The sequence below is a fragment of the Streptomyces sp. NPDC016459 genome (assembly GCF_040632845.1).
Classification (GTDB): domain Bacteria; phylum Actinomycetota; class Actinomycetes; order Streptomycetales; family Streptomycetaceae; genus Streptomyces.
On sequence record NZ_JBEYCR010000009.1, the window covers coordinates 64,284 to 79,817 of the forward strand.

Below are 15,534 nucleotides of genomic sequence, written 5' to 3' on the forward strand. Positions count from 1 at the left end.
CGGACCTGTGTGCAGCGGGGCCTTCGGGCGCCGTCGGGGCTCGGGAAGGGCCGTGCATGATCCGTACGAGGTCGTTGGTCTCCGAAGGGTCCCGGCTCCGCCGGCTGGCCCCGCTCGCTCTTCCCACCGCGTGGGGTGCGGTGGCCGTCGGGTGGAAGTTCGGCTGTCCGCTGGCCCGGCAGCCGGGGCTGCCGATGAGAGTCGTCACCAGTGTCGTCTTCCTCACCGTCGGTGTCGGTCTGGTCGTCGGTGTCCGGCGCGGGCTCGTGCGCGAGCTGGCGCGGGTGCGGGCCGTGGCCGTCGCCACGCAGCGGGTGCTGCTGCGCCCGCCGCCCGCCCGGCTCGACGGACTCGCCCTGGCCGCCGGGCAGTTGTCGGCGTCCCGGGGAGCTTCGGTGGGCGGGGACCTGTACGAGGCGGTGGCCACCCCCTACGGGGTGCGGATCGTCATCGGGGACGTCCGGGGGCACGGTCTCGCGGCGCTCGGCGCGGTGGTGGCCGTCCTCGGCAGCTTCCGCGAGGCGGCGCACGACGAGCCGGAACTCGGCGGTGTGCTGCGGCGGCTCGAACGGGCGCTGGAGCGGCATCTGCGGGAGCGGGCGCGGGACGAGCACCCGGCGCGATCCGCTACGGATCCCGAGCATCCGGTGGCGGAGGAGTTCGTGACCCTGCTGCTTCTGGAGGTGGCGTCCGACGGGCGGCTCGCGGTGTTCAACTGCGGTCACCCCGGCCCGTACCGACTCGGCCCGGTGGTCGAGCGGCTGCCGCTCGGCGAACCGCTTCCCCCGCTGGGGGTCCTGCCCCTGCCCGGCGCGCTCGCGCCGTACACGGCGGCCAGGCTGCTGCCCGGCGAGACGCTGGTGCTGCACACCGACGGCGCCGAGGAGGCCCGGGACCGCCGAGGGCGGTTCTTCGCGCTCGACACCGCGCTCGCCGGGGTTCCGGGTGAGGCGCCCGCCACGCTCGTCCGCCGGGTCCACACGGCCCTGCTGCACCACACGGGCGGCCGGCTCGCCGACGACGTCGCGCTGCTCGTCGTACGCAACGACCGTTGCCGGGTCCCGGCGCAGCCCGCCGAACCCGGGCTGCGCCGATCCCGGCCCGCCCCCTCCTCGCACTGCTGAGCGGAGGGGCCGGGGCCGGCGTCGCCCGCTCCGCCACGGAGTGTCGGGCAGATCGGCGGGGCGGGCGACGCGGACCGGGCGGCCGCACTGTTTGAGGGGGGAGCCGGCGGCCCGGTCGTCGCCTTGCGGCGAGAAGCACAGTCAACCGGTACGTGGACGAGTGCGGCAGAGTACGCGGACCGGCAGAACGGGCACTTGATTCACACCCCGTGCGAAATCACCCACCCCCGTGACGGGGACCGGACGGCGGCGTCTTCCGGACTGGTTCGTCCCGTACGAAATCGGCCACCGCTACGCTGAGTTCACCGAGCGACCGGAGCGGCCATGCAGCCCAACACCTTGCTCGACGCCCTGCTCGACGAAGCGGGCGTCTCCCATGCAGGACTCGCCGCCCGTGTGAACCGGGCCGGCCGGGCCAGGGGCCTCGTCCTGCGGTACGAACACACCGCCGTGGCACGGTGGTTGAAGGGCCAGCGGCCGCGCGGCCAGGTGCCGGACCTGATCTGCGAGGTGCTCGCCGCGCGGCTGCACCGGCAGGTGACGCTGGACGACATCGGTCTCGGGGTGCCGGACGGGCCGCTGCCCGCGGCCGGTTCGCCGCTCTCCGGGTTCGTGGAGCGGGCGGCCGCCCTGTGGCGCTCCGACGAGCAGCAGCGGCCGCACATAGTCGGTGCGCCGGCCGTGACCGGTACTCCCGCGGTGATGCCGGTGTGGGAGTGGGAGAACCCGCCGGAGGACGTGGACGTCTCCCGTACCGGCCGGACCGCGGTCTCGGCCGCCGACATCGCCGTGCTGACCTCCGCCCGGTCCCACTACGAGCAGATGTACCGCAAGGCCGGAGGGATCGCGACCCGGGCCCGGATCGTCGGCTTCCTCACCACCGAGACCGCGCCGCTGCTGCGGGGTTCGTACAGTGACGCCCTCGGACGGCGGTTGCACCGCGCCACCGGCGGGCTCGTCGCGGTCGCGGGCATCTGCGCGTACGACGCGGACGCGCACGGTCTCGCCCAGCGCTACTTCCACCAGGCGCTGCGGCTCGCGAAGGCGAGCGGGGACCGGGGGCTCGGCGCCTATGTGATCGCGCTGCTCGTCAACCAGTCGCTGTTCATGGGGGAGTACCGGCAGGCGGTGGCGTTCGCGGAGGCGGCCCTGCGGACCGCGGGCCGGCAGACCACCCCGGCGCTCGCGGCGGATCTGACGGCGATGCAGGCGAAGGCGTACGCGCATCTGGGCGACGGGACGGCCGCGTTGGCCTGTATCCGGCGGGCCGAGGCGGCGGCGGAGCGGATCCGCCCGGGGGACGAGCCGGCCGAGACGGGCTATGTCCAGCCGGGATTCGTCAACGTGCAGGTCGCCGAGGCACTGCTCAGTCTGGGTGATCTCGCCGCCGCGCACGAGCACGCGTCGACGGCGGTGGGGGCGCCGTCGCACGACCGGGGCCGGGTGCACCGGCTCGCCATGCTGTGCCAGATCGAGCTGCGGCAGGGGGAGTGCGACGGGGCGGCGGGTACGGCCGTGGAGATGACCGAGCGGGCGCGGGGGATGGAGTCGCGGCGGCTGCGGGACCGACTGCGGCAGGTGCGGGAGCATCTCCTCGCGAGCGGCGGGGGCGATGCCCGGGAGGCGGCGGCTCTCATCGAGGGAGCCCTACGCGTTCCGCTCTAGGCCTGGAACTGCTGCGATATTGCCACCAAACAAGCACCGACCAGTCGGAAGGTGGCAAGAACGTGCAGTGGACGAAACTGAGCGAACGCTCTGTCTATGAGAACCGCTGGTTCCGGGTGAACCTCGCGGACGTCGAACTCCCGGACGGCCGTCACCTCGACCACTATCTTATCCGGCTCCGTCCGGTCGCCGTCGCGACCGCCGTCAACGAGGCCGACGAAGTACTGATGCTCTGGCGCCACCGCTTCATCACCGACAGCTGGGGCTGGGAACTGGCCGCCGGTGTCGTCGAGGACGGGGAGGACATCGAGACGGCCGCAGCCCGCGAGATGGAGGAGGAGACCGGCTGGCGGCCGGGGCCGCTGCGCCACCTCCTCACCGTCGAACCGTCCAACGGCCTGACCGACGCCCGGCACCACCTCTACTGGGCGGAGCGGGCCACCTACACCGGACCGCCCGAGGACGCCTTCGAGTCCTCCCGGCGGGCCTGGGTCCCGCTGAAACAGGTCCCCGACATGATCACCCGGGGCGAGATCCCGGCCGCCAACATGGCCGCGGGACTGCTGCTGCTCCATCATCTGCGCCTCGGCTGAGAGACGGGGGAACGCCGGACGGCCCGTACCTGTGCGGGTGTACGGGCCGTCCGGTGATCGAGGGGTGTCGCGTGGGATCAGGGGTACGGGTAGAACCCCGAGCCCGTCTTCCGGCCGAGCCGGCCCGCGTCCACCATGCGCTGGAGCAGCGGGGGAGCGGCGTACAGCGGCTCCTTGAACTCCATGTACATCGAGTCGGCGATCGAGGCGATCGTGTCCAGGCCGATCAGGTCCGAGAGCTTGAGCGGGCCCATCGGGTGGGCGCAGCCGAACTCCATGCCGTTGTCGATGTCGTCGCGGCTCGCGATGCCCGACTCGAACATCCGGATCGCCGAGAGCAGGTACGGCACGAGCAGCGCGTTGACCACGAAACCGGAACGGTCCTGCGCGCGGATCGCGTGCTTTCCGAGGGTCTTCTCGGCGAAGGCCTGCGCGCGGCTGATGGTGCCCTCGGAGGTGGTGAGGGCCGGGATCAGCTCGACGAGCTTCTGCACCGGGGCCGGGTTGAAGAAGTGGATGCCGATGACCTGGTCCGGGCGGGAGGTCGCCACGGCCAGCTTCACCAGCGGGATGGAGGAGGTGTTCGAGGCGAGGATGGCGTCCGGCCGGGTGATCACCTGGTCGAGCACCTGGAAGATCTCGGTCTTGACCTGCTCGTTCTCCACGACCGCCTCGATGACGAGGTCGCGGTCGGCGAACTCGCCCAGGTCGGTGGTGAAGCTGAGGCGAGCGAGCGTCGCGTCCCGCTCCTCCTCGCTGATCTTGCCGCGTTCGGCGGCCTTCGCCAGCGAGTTGTAGAGCCGTGTGCGGCCGATCTCCAGCGCCTCACCGGTGGTCTCTGCGACCTTCACGTCAAGGCCGCTCCGGGCACACACCTCTGCGATGCCCGCGCCCATCTGGCCGCAGCCCACCACTCCGACGCGCTCAATGTCGGCCATGGAGTCCGTCACCTCGTGCCTTTCGCTCTTCTCTGGCGGCGGGGCCCGTGTGATTCCGATGCGTCCGCCTCGACCCCACGACGTTACCGCTCATTAACCGATGATCGATCGGTCGGGGCGTGCATGCTGTCCGGGTGGGTGTGAGGTATCCGACAGCAGAGGGGTACAAGTGCGGCCTATCGGCAGAAGAGGGTTCGTGGCGCGCGCGGCCGGAGCGGTGCTCGCCGTGACGGGCACGACAGCGCCGGCGGCGGCGGTGACCGAGTCGCCGGTACGGGGGAGACGGCCGCGCCGGCCCGCGTTCCGCGGCGTGTGGGTCGCCACCGTCGGCAACCGCGACTGGCCCTCCCGCAGCGGCCTGAGCGCGGCGGCCCAGCGCGCCGAACTCCTCGCCCACCTGGACAAGGCGGTCGAGCGCCGTCTCAACGCGGTGGTCCTCCAGGTGCGGCCGACCGCCGACGCGCTGTGGCCCTCGCCGCACGAGCCGTGGGCGCAGTGCCTCAGCGGGACACAGGGCCGTGACCCCGGCTGGGACCCGCTGGGCACGGCCGTCAAGGAGGCCCATGCGCGGGATCTCGAACTGCACGCCTGGTTCAACCCGTACCGAGTGGCGAATCACACGGACCCGACCCGGCTCGTCGCCGACCATCCGGCCCGGCGCCACCCGGAGTGGGTGCTGCCCTACGGCGGGAAGCTCTACTACGACCCGGGGCTGCCCGAGGTCCGCCGCTTCGTCCAGGACGCGATGCTGGACGCCGTACGGCGCTACGACATCGACGCCGTGCACTGGGACGACTACTTCTACCCGTACCCGGTGGCCGGGCAGGACTTCGGCGACGGCGAGACGTACGCGCGCTACGGCGGGGACTTCCCCGACAAGCCGTCCTGGCGGCGGCACAACATCGATCTGCTGGTCTCCGAGATGTCCGCCCGGATCAAGGACCTGAAGCCGCAGGTGGCCTTCGGGATCAGCCCGTTCGGGGTCTGGCGGAACCTCGCCACCGACCCGAGGGGCTCGGACACCAGCGGCGGGATCCAGACGTACGACGACCTGTACGCGGACTCCCGGAAGTGGATCAAGGAGGGCTGGCTCGACCATGTCGTGCCGCAGCTGTACTGGCACATCGGCATGCCCGGGACCGACTACGCCAAGCTGCTGCCCTGGTGGGAAGAGGTGGTCCGGGGCACCGGCGTCGGCCTCTACCTCGGTGAGGCGCTCTACAAGGCGGGCGACCCCGCACAGCCCGCGGCCTGGCAGGACCCGAAGGAGCTGTCACGCCATCTGAAGCTCGCCGCCGGCTACCCGGGGGTCGGCGGCCACTGCTTCTTCGCGGCGAAGGAGGTCACGGAGGACCGGATCGGGGCGATGGCCACCGTGGTGGCCGATCACTACCCGACCAGGGTCCTCCCCGCCGGGGTCCCTCCGCGGGGGGAGAGGGGTCAGCGGGCCTCCGCCTCCGGGTGATGACGGACGACGGTGTCGGGGCCCGGCGACATCAGGGCCTCGTGACCGTCGTCGAACTTCACGCGGTACGGGGGAGTGCCGTTCTCCCCCAGTACCTGAAGGACCTCGGCCGTACGGTCGTGGTGACCGACGGTCCGGCCGTGCACCAGCAGTGTGTCGCCCACGCTCGCCTGCATCGGGGTGTCCTCCTCGCGACCGGGCCTGTCCTGCTCGGGAGCCTACGTCTGCCATTGTGACCCGGGTCACCTCGATCCGTCGCGTCAGCTCTTCGCCCGCTGGGTCACCGCGATGCAGACCAGGACGCCCACGGCGGCGAGCGGGGCGGCGAGCGGCAGGCTCTCGCCGAGCAGGAACACCGACCAGAACAGGGTCAGGAGCGGCTGGGCGAGTTGGAGCTGGCTCGCCTTGGGGATGCCGATCGACGCCATTCCCCGGTACCAGACGTACAGGCCGAGGAAGGTGGACCCGACGGCGACCCAGAGGAGCCCGGCCACACCGTGGGCGTTCAGGCGCACCGGCTCCAGGGACAGCGCCACGGCGGAGCCGACCAGCATCAGCGGCAGGCAGAGGACCAGGGCCCAGCCGATGACCTGCCAGCCCGGCATGAGCCGGGCGAGCCGCCCGCCCTCGGTGTAGCCGGCCGCGCACACCAGGAGCGCGCCGAAGAGGTACAGGTCGCCCCGCGACACGGCCCCGCCGCTCTCCTTGAGCGTGAAGGCGATGACCACGACCGCGCCCGACACGGCGGCGAACCAGAAGGTGCGGGACGGTCGCCGTCCGGTCCGCAGCGCGGCGAGGGTCGCCGTGGTGAGCGGCAGGAGGCCCACCACGACGGCGGCGTGGGAGGTGGTGGAGGTCTGCAGGGCCAGGGTCGTCAGGAGGGGGAAGCCGATGACGACACCTCCGGCGACGACGGCGAGGCCCGCCCAGTGGCGCCGCTCGGGCAGCGGCACCCGGCCGACGAGGAGGAAGACGCCCGCGACGAGGCCGGCGAGGGCGGAGCGCACGGCCACCAGGGACCAGGGGCCGAAGCTCTCCAGGCCCCAGACGGTCGAGGGGAAGGTGAGCGAGAAGCACACGACGCCGAGGACGGCGAGCAGGGTGCCGCGGGGGAGGGGGTCGGCGGCCGGGTGCGGGGTGCTTCCGCTTCGGCTTCCCGCGGTGATCCCGGCGCGGGTGCTTCCGCTGCGGCCTCCGGCGGTGCCCCCGGTCCGGGTGCTTCCGCCCGAAGCGCTGTCGGCGGGGGTGGTCACCGCTATCGTCAGGGAGACAGTAGCGCTATTCTTTGCTCTCATGAATGAGCGTAGCAGTGTGGCGGAACTGGCGCATTCCCTCAGGGCGGAGCTGAACTGCTACTCACCTGGTGGAAAGCTGCCGTCGAGCCGAGCGCTCGTCGAGCGCTACCGGGTCTCCCCGGTGACCGTCACCCGCGCCCTCGCGCAGCTCGCCGCCGAAGGGCTCGTGGTCACCCGCCCCGGCGCCGGTGCCTTCCGCGCCGAGCCCCGTACCGTCACTCCCGTCACCGGCGACACCTCCTGGCAGGAGGTCGCCCTCAGCGCCGACACGGCCACCGAACTCGTCCCCCGGTCCGTCGACGCCTCCGGTGTCCTCGCCACCCTCGCCGCGCCCCCACCCGGGGTGATCGAGTTCAACGGCGGCTATCTCCACCCCTCCCTCCAGCCCCAGCGGGCCCTCGCCGCCGCCCTCGCCCGGGCCGGGCGCCGCCCCGGCGCCTGGGGCAGACCGCCCACGGACGGGCTTCCCGAGCTGCGCGAGTGGTTCGCCCGCGAGATCGGCGGCAGCGTCACCGCCGCCGACCTGCTCGTCACCGCCGGTGGCCAGCCCGCCCTCACCACCGCCCTGCGGGCCCTCGCCCCGCCCGGCACCCCCGTCCTCGTCGAGTCGCCGACCTACCCGGGCATGCTCGCCGTCGCCCGCGCCGCGGGACTGCGCCCCGTCCCCGTGCCAGCCGACGCCGACGGGGTCCGCCCCGAACTCCTCGACGCCGCCTTCCGCGCCACCGGCGCCCGGGTCTTCGTCTGCCAGCCGCTCTTCCAGAACCCGACCGGCGCCGTGCTGGCGCCCGAGCGGCGCCGTGAGGTCATCCGTATCGCCCGCGCCGCCGGAGCCTTCGTCGTCGAGGACGACTTCGCCCGCCGTCTCGTCCACGAGGACGCGCCGCCGCTCCCGGCGCCGCTCGCCGCCGAGGATCCCGACGGCGTCGTCGTCCACGTCTGCTCGCTCACCAAGGCCACCTCGCCCAGCCTGCGGGTCGGCGCCCTCGCCGCCCGCGGTCCCGTCCTGGAACGCCTGCGCGCCATCCAGGTCGTCGACAGCTTCTTCGTCCCCCGGCCGCTCCAGGAGGCCGCGCTCGAACTCGTCGGCTCGCCCGCCTGGCACCGCCATCTGCGGGCCGTCGCCCAGGAACTCAAGAGCCGCCGGGACCTGCTGGCCGGCGCCGTCACCCACCATCTGCCGGGCCTCGCCCTGCCGTACATCCCCTACGGGGGCTACCACCTCTGGCTCCGCCTCCCCGACGCCCTTCCCGAGGCCGCCCTCCTCGCCACCGCCCTGCGGAACGGTGTCGCCGCGGCTCCCGGCCGCCCCTACTTCTGCGCCGAACCCCCCGCCGGGCACATCCGGCTGAGTTTCGCGGGTGTCGCGGGCCCCACCGAGATCGCGGAGGGCGTACGCCGCCTGCGGACGGCGGTCGACGAACTGACGGCCTGACCGCGAGGTGCGGGCAGGACGGGTGGAGCCGGGTCCCCGCGCCCGGCCCCCCGCTGCCGACCTCCGGCAAATTCACCTGACAAGCCCCCCTGTCACTGGAAGCCTGCGGGGATGAGCGACAGGATGACCACCGACACGCCCGTCATGCACGGGACGTACGAGATCTCAGCCGACCCCGCGCGGATCGACGCCGCCCGCGTCCACCACTGGCTGTCCACGGACGCCTACTGGGCCCTCGGCCGGCCTCGGGAGAAGCAGGACGCCGCCATCGCGGGCTCCCTCAACCTCGGCGCCTACCACCGCGAGACGGGCGAGATGGCCGCCTACGCGCGCGTCGTCACCGACTACGCCACCTTCGCCTGGCTCTGCGACGTCTACGTCGACCGCCCGGCCCGCGGCACCGGCCTCGGCACCGCGCTCGTCACCGCCGTCCGCGACCACCTCGCACCGTGCGGGCTGCGCCGCATCATGCTCGCGACCGCCGACGCGCACGGTGTGTACGAGAAGGTGGGTTTCACGCCACTACAGAATCCGGACATCTGGATGACTCTCGGGCAGGAGTGAACCGGAGCCCCTCCGACCCCCGGGAATGACCCCTTGACCTGCGGAGCCTCCGGCCCCACCATCGCGGCCATGAGTCTTCGGGTGACGCTCGTCACGGCGGCACGCAGCTCCTCCCTGCTCGCCGAACGCTTCGACGACGACCGGCCGCTCGACGAGGCCGGCTGGTACGAGGTGCAGCTCGCCGCGCCGGCGCTCATCCCGCTCGGCGCGGCCGAACTGCGCTACTGCTCCCCCACCCCGCGCAGCCGCGCCACCGGCACCGCCCTCGGCTACGCCCCGCTCGCCCAGCCCGCGCTGCGCGACTGCGACATGGGCCGCTGGCGGGGCCTCACCCTCGCCGAGGTCGCCGCCCTCGAACCCGCCGCCGTCGACGCCTGGCTCACCGACGCCCGCACCGCCCCGCACGGCGGCGAACCGCTCCTCGCCTTCATCACCCGGATAGGGAACTGGCTCGACACCCGGCCCGCCGACGACGGCGCCATCGTCGCCGTCGTGGAACCAGCCGTCCTGCGGGCCGCCCTCGTGTACGCACTGAGGGCGCACCCCGCCACCTACTGGAGCGTCGACGTCCGCCCCCTCTCCACCGTCACCCTCACCGGCCGCCCCGGCCTCTGGCACCTCCAGCTCGACGCGGCCGTACGCTGACGGACGACCCTGCGCCGAACGGCACCCCGCGCACGCGCTTCCGGCACGTGGCGTGGGAGCCGACGGCCGCGACCGGCTAGCCTGAGAGCACGATGAACCGTCTGACCACGTCATGGGGCGCCTTCACGCTGACCCGCTTTCCCGAGGACCCGCGCGACCAGCTGCGCGCCTGGGACGCGGCCGACGAGTACCTCCTGGGCCATCTGGCCGAGAGCGGTACCGACCTCTCCGGCACCGTCGCCGTCCTCGGCGACCGCTGGGGAGCCCTCGTCACCGCGCTTCAAGCCGCCGGCACCGGCGAGCTCGTCCAGATCACCGACTCGTACCTCGGCGGGCAGGCGACGCGGGCCAACCTCGCGCGCGCCGGGGCCGCCCCGGACGCCGTCCGGCTGCTCACCACCCAGGACCCGCCGCCCGAGCGGATCGACGTCCTCCTCGTCCGCGTTCCCAAGAGCCTCGCGCTCCTGGAGGACCAGCTGCACCGGCTCGCACCCGCCGTGCACGAGGGCACCGTGATCGTCGGCACCGGCATGGTCAAGGAGATCCACACCTCCACGCTCCGTCTCTTCGAGCGGATCCTCGGACCCACCCGCACCTCGCTCGCGGTGAAGAAGGCCCGACTGATCCACACCACGTTCGACCCCGCGACCTCTCCGCGCCCCAACCCCTGGCCCCACCGGTACGACCTCCCGGCCGACACCCCCGCGCCCGGTCTCCCCGGGCTGACCGTCACCAACCACGCCGGGGTCTTCTGCGCCGACCGCCTAGACGTCGGCACCCGCTTCTTCCTCGCGAACCTGCCCGGTGGCCTCGGCAGCGCCCGCGTCGCCGACCTCGGCTGCGGCAACGGCGTGGTCGGCATCGCCATCGCCCTCTCCGAACCCGACGCGGAGCTGATCTTCACCGACGAGTCGTACCCGGCGGTCGCCTCGGCCGAGGAGAACTTCCGCGCCCACGTGGGCGAAGGACGCAAGGCCGAGTTCGTCGTCGGCGACGGGCTCACCGACCTGCCCGCGGGATCGGTGGACCTCGTCCTCAACAACCCGCCGTTCCACAGCCACCAGGCCACCACCGACCGCACGGCCCGCCGCATGTTCGCCGACGCGCGGCGCGCGCTGCGGCCGGGCGGCGAGCTGTGGGTCATCGGCAACCGGCACCTCGGTTACCACGTCACCCTCCGCCGCATCTTCGGCAACAGCGAACTCGTCGCCAGCGACGCCAAGTTCGTGGTCCTGCGGGCGGTCCGGACGGCCTAGGGTCGCCCGGTCCGGGCCCGGCCCTCTCCGGCCGTGCCCGGACCACCGGGTCATCCTCCCCAGGTGCGGGAGCACAGGACGAGCCGGTAGCCGTCGGGATCGGCCACGGTGACGCCGTGCTCGTCCCAGTACGGGTTGTGCGCGGCCACCCGCGTGCCCCCGGCGGCGACGAGCCGCTCCACCTGCTCCTCCTCCACGGGCACCCCGAGATAGACGACGAACAGGTCGTCGACGGTCGGGACGGGTTCCAGCGGACGCTCGGGATCACGCGTCAGCTCGAAGTGCCAGTTTCCGTCCGGGGGGCCGACCATGAGCAGGTCGTGGTGACCGGGTACCCGCTCGGTGCTCCGCCAGAGCACGTCGAGGCCGAGACCGTCGACGTAGAACCGCTCGGCGGCGGCCAGATCCCGCGAAGGACGTGCGACCCGTACCCGGGTCCGCGCATTGATGATCATGTCTGAAGGCTAGGGCCTGGTCCGGAAAGTCCCGCCGTCTGCCCTCCGGGCAGGCCCTGGGCCCTCTCGTTCGGATGGTGCCGTGCCCGGGGGCCCGGGAACCCGCCCCCACGCGAAGACCGGCCCGACGCACGAGGCGTCGGGCCGGTCTGCGGGGGTGTCGGGCCTGTCGCCCGGCGAGGGGCGTCAGTCGGTGCCGAACTCCATCGCGGCGCGGTCCAGCATCTCGTCGTCGTCGGCGACCTCGCCACGCGACGCGATGGCCTCGGCGCCGCCTTCCGGCATGGAGCCGATCAGTCCGGTCGCGGCCGCCTGGGCGGCACCGATGGCCGGGTTGGAGGTGCCGATCAGGCCGAGGCTCGCGTACTGCTCCAGCTTGGCGCGCGAGTCGGCGATGTCGAGGTTGCGCATGGTGAGCTGGCCGATCCGGTCCGACGGCCCGAAGGCCGAGTCCTCGGTGCGCTCCATGGACAGCTTGTCCGGGTGGTAGCTGAACGCCGGGCCCGTGGTGTCGAGGATCGAATAGTCCTCACCGCGCCGCAGCCGCAGCGTCACCTCGCCGGTGACGGCCGCGCCGACCCAGCGCTGGAGGGACTCGCGGACCATGAGCGCCTGCGGGTCCAGCCACCGGCCCTCGTACATCAGCCGGCCGAGGCGCCGTCCCTCGTTGTGGTACTGGGCGAGGGTGTCCTCGTTGTGGATCGCGTTGACGAGGCGCTCGTACGCCGCGTGCAGCAGGGCCATGCCGGGCGCCTCGTAGATGCCCCGGCTCTTGGCCTCGATGATCCGGTTCTCGATCTGGTCCGACATGCCCATGCCGTGACGGCCGCCGATGGCGTTGGCCTCCATGACGAGGTCGACGGGGGAGGAGAACTCCTTGCCGTCGATGGTCACCGGGCGGCCCTGGTCGAAGCCGATGGTGACGTCCTCGGCGGCGATCTCGACCGAGGGGTCCCAGAAGCGGACGCCCATGATCGGCTGGACGGTCTCCACGCCGGTGTCCAGGTGCTCCAGGGTCTTCGCCTCGTGAGTGGCGCCCCAGATGTTGGCGTCGGTGGAGTACGCCTTCTCGGTGCTGTCGCGGTAGGGCAGCTCGTGGGCGAGCAGCCACTCCGACATCTCCTTGCGGCCGCCGAGCTCGGTCACGAAGTCCGTGTCCAGCCAGGGCTTGTAGATCCGCAGGTGCGGGTTGGCGAGCAGGCCGTAGCGGTAGAACCGCTCGATGTCGTTGCCCTTGAAGGTCGAGCCGTCGCCCCAGATCTGGACGTCGTCCTCGAGCATCGCCCGGACGAGGAGGGTGCCGGTGACGGCACGGCCGAGCGGCGTGGTGTTGAAGTAGGCGCGGCCGCCGGAGCGGATGTGGAACGCCCCGCAGGTGAGTGCGGCAAGACCCTCCTCGACCAGCGCCGCGCGGCAGTCGACCAGGCGCGCGATCTCGGCACCGTAGGTCTTGGCGCGGCCGGGCACCGAGGCGATGTCGGGCTCGTCGTACTGGCCGATGTCGGCGGTGTAGGTGCACGGGATGGCGCCCTTGTCGCGCATCCATGCGACCGCGACGGAGGTGTCGAGGCCGCCGGAGAAGGCGATGCCGACGCGCTCGCCGGCGGGCAGGGAGGTGAGGACCTTGGACATAGGAAGAGTATGCATCATCTCGCATGGTCATGCAAAGGGGTGCCGGAGAGCGGGTGCGCGGCCGCCGCCCGGCGGGGGAGCAGCAGCGGCGTCGCCAGCAGTAGTACGCCGGCCAGGCCGATGGCCGTACGCGGCCCGAGCAATCCCCCCAGTACGCCCCAGGCGGCCGTCAGGAGCGCGGCCGAGGCCTTGGTCGTCACCGCCCAGGCGGACAGTGTGCGGGCGACCCGGTCGGTCGCGGTGCGTTCCAGGCGGTAGGTGGCGTGGACGGGATTGAAGACCCCGCAGCAGAGGATGAGCCCGAACTCGACGCCCATCACGAGCAGCAGCCCTCCGGTGCCCGGCCCCGTGAAAGCCAGGCCGACGGGCCAGCACCCGCGCAGCGTCCCGGCCGTGACCAGGACCCGGTGCTGCCCGAACCGGGTCACGAGGGGCCGGGCCAGCCGTGCTCCGAGCAGCCCGCCGATCGAGGGCACGGCGAAGGCGAGGCCGTACTGCCACGGGGTGAAGCCGAGGCTGCCGAGCATCAGGACGGCCAGGAGGGGTTGGACGGCCATCACCAGGCCGTTGAACAGGGCGGTGTTGAAGAAGAGGGGACGCAGCATCGCGTCGGTGAGGACGTACCGCCAGCCGTCGAGGAGGTCCCCGGCCCGCATGCGCGCGGGCCCCCGGGGCTCCGGACGCGGTTCGTGCCCGCCCGTCGCGCGGATGCCCAGGGCCGAGAGCAGGTGGCTCACCGCGTCCGCGACCACCGTCGCCACGGGACCCAGGAGGCCGATCGCCGCGCCGCCCAGCGGCGGTCCGACGATCGTGGCCGTCCAGGCCGTGGACTCGAACCGGGCGTGGGCGGCGAGCAGGTCCTCCCCCGGCAGCAGTGTCTTCAGGTACGCGCCGGAGGCCGAGCGGAAGGTGATGTCGGCCGCCGCGACGACGACCGAGACCAATAGGAGCTGGAGGAACGTGAGCGCGCCGAGCGCGAACGCCGCGGGGATCGTCAGCAGCGCGGCGCACCGCACCACGTCCATCGTCATCAGCACCGGCCGCTTGCGGCGGAACTCCACCCACGGGCCGAGCGGCACCGCCACGGCCGCGCCCACCGCCGCTCCCACGGACGCGAGCGCGGCCACCTCGGCCGGTCCGGCGTCCAGCACCTGGATGGCGATCAGAGGGAAAGCACCGAAGGCGAGCCACGTGCCGAGCGCGCTCGTCCCGTACGCGCCCCAGAGCCACCCGAAATCGGGCCCCAGCCGCCCGCCCAGCAGCCGCCCGAACCGGGCCGTAGGCCGGTCCCCGCTCGCCATGTCCGACTCCTCTCGCCCCCACCCCGTACAACCTCACCCGCACCACCGGTCCGGGACCCGAAGAATGAAAGCGGGCACCGCCACGGGGATCAAACAACCCTCGGTCCGCCCCGCCACAACCGCCAGTTGTGCCCCTACGCTGTCGTCATGGACCTCGACACCGTCCGCACCTTCGTCGCCGTCGCCGACGCGGGACAGTTCCGGGAGGCCGCCGCCGAGCTCGCGGTCACCCAGCAGGCGGTGTCCAAGCGCATGGCCGCGCTGGAGCGTGACCTCGGGGTGCGGTTGTTCACGCGGACCCCGCGCGGCGCCCAGCTCACCATCGACGGACAGGCGTTCCTGCCCCACGCGCGCGAGTTGCTGCGCGTCGCCGAGCGCGCGGTCGCGTCCGTGCGGCCGGGCCGCCGCCCGCTGCGCGTCGACGTGATCGCCTCACGCGTCGCCCCGTCGGGCCTGATGCGCGGCTTCCACCGCGCCCACCCCGAGATCGACCTCGACGTGATGATGCTGTTCGACGTCGAGAGGGCCGTCGGGGCCCTGCGGTCCGGTGAGATCGACGCGTCCTTCCGCGCCGTCGCCCCGCCCGGCCGGCGTCTTCCCGAGGACATCCGGTCCGTCCGGGTGCTCGACGAGCGCCTCCAGCTCCTCACCGGCCCCGCGCACGCGCTGGCGGGCGCCCGGTCGGTGCCCCTCGCCCGGCTCGCCGGGCACCGGATCTGGATGCCCGGTGTCGTCCCGGGCACCGAGTGGGCCGCCTACTACGACGACCTCGGCGCCGAGTTCGGGCTCACCATCGAGGCGACCGGCCCCAACTTCGGCTCCGACGCGCTCCTCGACACCGTCGCCGACACCCCGGCCCTGGCCACGTTCATGGGGGAGCGGACCCGGCTCGTCTGGCCCACCGGCCACGGCCTGCGCCGCATCCCGGTGACCGACCCGACACCTGTCTACCCGCACTCGCTCCTCTGGCACCGCGACAACCCCCACCCGGCCCTCGCCACCCTCCGCGCCCACCTCGCCGCCTCGGCGGGCGGCTACGACGCGGCCGGGACCTGGACGCCGGGCTGGGTGATCCCGCCGTGACCGCCGCCCACGGCCCCGGGTGGTGTCTCCAGGAGTTCTTTGCATAAAACTGCGTCGCGACGTATAATCATGCCATCCATGAG

Annotated in this window: 15 protein-coding genes; 9 read left to right on the forward strand and 6 right to left on the reverse strand. The window is 72.9% G+C overall.

Going from position 1 to position 15,534, the window contains the following annotated elements:
* Positions 1-56: 56 nt before the first annotated feature.
* The 3 genes from ABZ567_RS21945 (at position 57) to ABZ567_RS21955 (ending at position 3,382) form a co-directional block, all read left to right on the forward strand.
* Complete coding sequence (locus ABZ567_RS21945) at positions 57-1,124, forward strand: PP2C family protein-serine/threonine phosphatase (RefSeq protein WP_360792458.1); 1,068 nt, start codon at positions 57-59, stop codon at positions 1,122-1,124.
* A gap of 324 nt (positions 1,125-1,448) precedes the next feature.
* The gene (locus ABZ567_RS21950; protein WP_360792460.1) at positions 1,449-2,789 is read left to right on the forward strand and encodes a transcriptional regulator; all 1,341 of its coding nucleotides are present in this window, start codon (positions 1,449-1,451) and stop codon (positions 2,787-2,789) included.
* Between the two features lie 62 nt (positions 2,790-2,851).
* Positions 2,852-3,382: an NUDIX hydrolase gene (locus ABZ567_RS21955; RefSeq protein ID WP_360792462.1), complete on the forward strand. Its 531-nt coding sequence runs from the start codon at positions 2,852-2,854 to the stop codon at positions 3,380-3,382.
* Between the two features lie 77 nt (positions 3,383-3,459).
* On the opposite strand, the gene ABZ567_RS21960 is transcribed toward ABZ567_RS21955, so the two are convergent.
* Positions 3,460-4,320, reverse strand: coding sequence for a 3-hydroxybutyryl-CoA dehydrogenase (locus ABZ567_RS21960; protein ID WP_360792464.1), 861 nt, complete (start codon positions 4,318-4,320; stop codon positions 3,460-3,462).
* A 196-nt stretch (positions 4,321-4,516) separates the two neighbouring features.
* On the opposite strand from ABZ567_RS21960, the gene ABZ567_RS21965 reads away from it, so the two are divergent.
* On the forward strand, positions 4,517-5,785 hold the full coding sequence (locus tag ABZ567_RS21965) for a family 10 glycosylhydrolase (RefSeq protein ID WP_360792466.1): 1,269 nt from the start codon (positions 4,517-4,519) through the stop codon (positions 5,783-5,785).
* Here ABZ567_RS21965 and ABZ567_RS21970 read toward each other — a convergent pair.
* Together ABZ567_RS21970 and ABZ567_RS21975 are read right to left on the reverse strand one after the other, a co-directional pair.
* On the reverse strand, positions 5,761-5,961 hold the full coding sequence (locus tag ABZ567_RS21970) for a DUF1918 domain-containing protein (RefSeq protein ID WP_360792468.1): 201 nt from the start codon (positions 5,959-5,961) through the stop codon (positions 5,761-5,763). The genes ABZ567_RS21965 and ABZ567_RS21970 overlap by 25 nt on opposite strands.
* A gap of 84 nt (positions 5,962-6,045) precedes the next feature.
* Positions 6,046-7,080 carry a DMT family transporter gene (locus ABZ567_RS21975; protein ID WP_360792470.1) on the reverse strand — a complete coding sequence of 345 codons (1,035 nt, stop codon included), beginning with the start codon at positions 7,078-7,080 and terminating at the stop codon, positions 6,046-6,048.
* Here ABZ567_RS21975 and ABZ567_RS21980 point away from each other — a divergent pair.
* The 4 genes from ABZ567_RS21980 to ABZ567_RS21995 all read left to right on the forward strand — a co-directional run bounded on the left by ABZ567_RS21980 (position 7,079) and on the right by ABZ567_RS21995 (position 10,980).
* Entirely contained in the window at positions 7,079-8,515 is a 1,437-nt protein-coding gene (locus tag ABZ567_RS21980) for a PLP-dependent aminotransferase family protein (protein WP_360792472.1), read from the forward strand. The two genes, ABZ567_RS21975 and ABZ567_RS21980, sit on opposite strands and share 2 nt — an antisense overlap.
* 111 nt (positions 8,516-8,626) lie before the next feature.
* The gene (locus ABZ567_RS21985) at positions 8,627-9,079 is read left to right on the forward strand and encodes a GNAT family N-acetyltransferase (protein ID WP_360792474.1); all 453 of its coding nucleotides are present in this window, start codon (positions 8,627-8,629) and stop codon (positions 9,077-9,079) included.
* 69 nt (positions 9,080-9,148) lie between these two features.
* Entirely contained in the window at positions 9,149-9,724 is a 576-nt protein-coding gene (locus ABZ567_RS21990) for a histidine phosphatase family protein (protein WP_360792476.1), read from the forward strand.
* A gap of 92 nt (positions 9,725-9,816) precedes the next feature.
* Positions 9,817-10,980 (forward strand): methyltransferase, encoded by a 1,164-nt coding sequence (locus ABZ567_RS21995; protein WP_360792478.1) that lies wholly within the window; start codon positions 9,817-9,819, stop codon positions 10,978-10,980.
* 50 nt (positions 10,981-11,030) lie between these two features.
* Here the strand turns inward: ABZ567_RS21995 and ABZ567_RS22000 are convergent, their stop codons facing one another.
* From ABZ567_RS22000 to ABZ567_RS22010, 3 genes are all read right to left on the reverse strand, one after another.
* Positions 11,031-11,435 carry a VOC family protein gene (locus tag ABZ567_RS22000; protein ID WP_360792480.1) on the reverse strand — a complete coding sequence of 135 codons (405 nt, stop codon included), beginning with the start codon at positions 11,433-11,435 and terminating at the stop codon, positions 11,031-11,033.
* Between the two features lie 186 nt (positions 11,436-11,621).
* Positions 11,622-13,067, reverse strand: a complete 1,446-nt coding sequence (gene argG / locus ABZ567_RS22005; RefSeq protein WP_360792482.1) for an argininosuccinate synthase — start codon at positions 13,065-13,067, stop codon at positions 11,622-11,624.
* Positions 13,068-13,081: 14 nt separating this feature from the next.
* On the reverse strand, positions 13,082-14,368 hold the full coding sequence (locus ABZ567_RS22010) for an MFS transporter (RefSeq protein WP_360792484.1): 1,287 nt from the start codon (positions 14,366-14,368) through the stop codon (positions 13,082-13,084).
* A gap of 147 nt (positions 14,369-14,515) precedes the next feature.
* Here ABZ567_RS22010 and ABZ567_RS22015 point away from each other — a divergent pair, with 147 nt between their 5' ends.
* A complete protein-coding gene (locus ABZ567_RS22015; protein ID WP_360792486.1) occupies positions 14,516-15,451 on the forward strand; it encodes a LysR family transcriptional regulator in 936 nt (311 codons plus the stop codon).
* Positions 15,452-15,534: the final 83 nt, after the last annotated feature.

Coding starts and splice junctions, on each gene's coding strand:
- argG (WP_360792482.1), bottom strand. CDS start 13,067: ATGTCCAAGGTCCTCACCTCCCTGCCCGCCGGCGAGCGCGTCGGCATC.
- ABZ567_RS22015 (WP_360792486.1), top strand. CDS start 14,516: ATGGACCTCGACACCGTCCGCACCTTCGTCGCCGTCGCCGACGCGGGA.
- ABZ567_RS21990 (WP_360792476.1), top strand. CDS start 9,149: ATGAGTCTTCGGGTGACGCTCGTCACGGCGGCACGCAGCTCCTCCCTG.
- ABZ567_RS21980 (WP_360792472.1), top strand. CDS start 7,079: ATGAATGAGCGTAGCAGTGTGGCGGAACTGGCGCATTCCCTCAGGGCG.
- ABZ567_RS21960 (WP_360792464.1), bottom strand. CDS start 4,320: ATGGCCGACATTGAGCGCGTCGGAGTGGTGGGCTGCGGCCAGATGGGC.
- ABZ567_RS21975 (WP_360792470.1), bottom strand. CDS start 7,080: ATGAGAGCAAAGAATAGCGCTACTGTCTCCCTGACGATAGCGGTGACC.
- ABZ567_RS21970 (WP_360792468.1), bottom strand. CDS start 5,961: ATGCAGGCGAGCGTGGGCGACACACTGCTGGTGCACGGCCGGACCGTC.
- ABZ567_RS21945 (WP_360792458.1), top strand. CDS start 57: ATGATCCGTACGAGGTCGTTGGTCTCCGAAGGGTCCCGGCTCCGCCGG.
- ABZ567_RS21950 (WP_360792460.1), top strand. CDS start 1,449: ATGCAGCCCAACACCTTGCTCGACGCCCTGCTCGACGAAGCGGGCGTC.
- ABZ567_RS21985 (WP_360792474.1), top strand. CDS start 8,627: ATGAGCGACAGGATGACCACCGACACGCCCGTCATGCACGGGACGTAC.
- ABZ567_RS21995 (WP_360792478.1), top strand. CDS start 9,817: ATGAACCGTCTGACCACGTCATGGGGCGCCTTCACGCTGACCCGCTTT.
- ABZ567_RS22010 (WP_360792484.1), bottom strand. CDS start 14,368: ATGGCGAGCGGGGACCGGCCTACGGCCCGGTTCGGGCGGCTGCTGGGC.
- ABZ567_RS22000 (WP_360792480.1), bottom strand. CDS start 11,435: ATGATCATCAATGCGCGGACCCGGGTACGGGTCGCACGTCCTTCGCGG.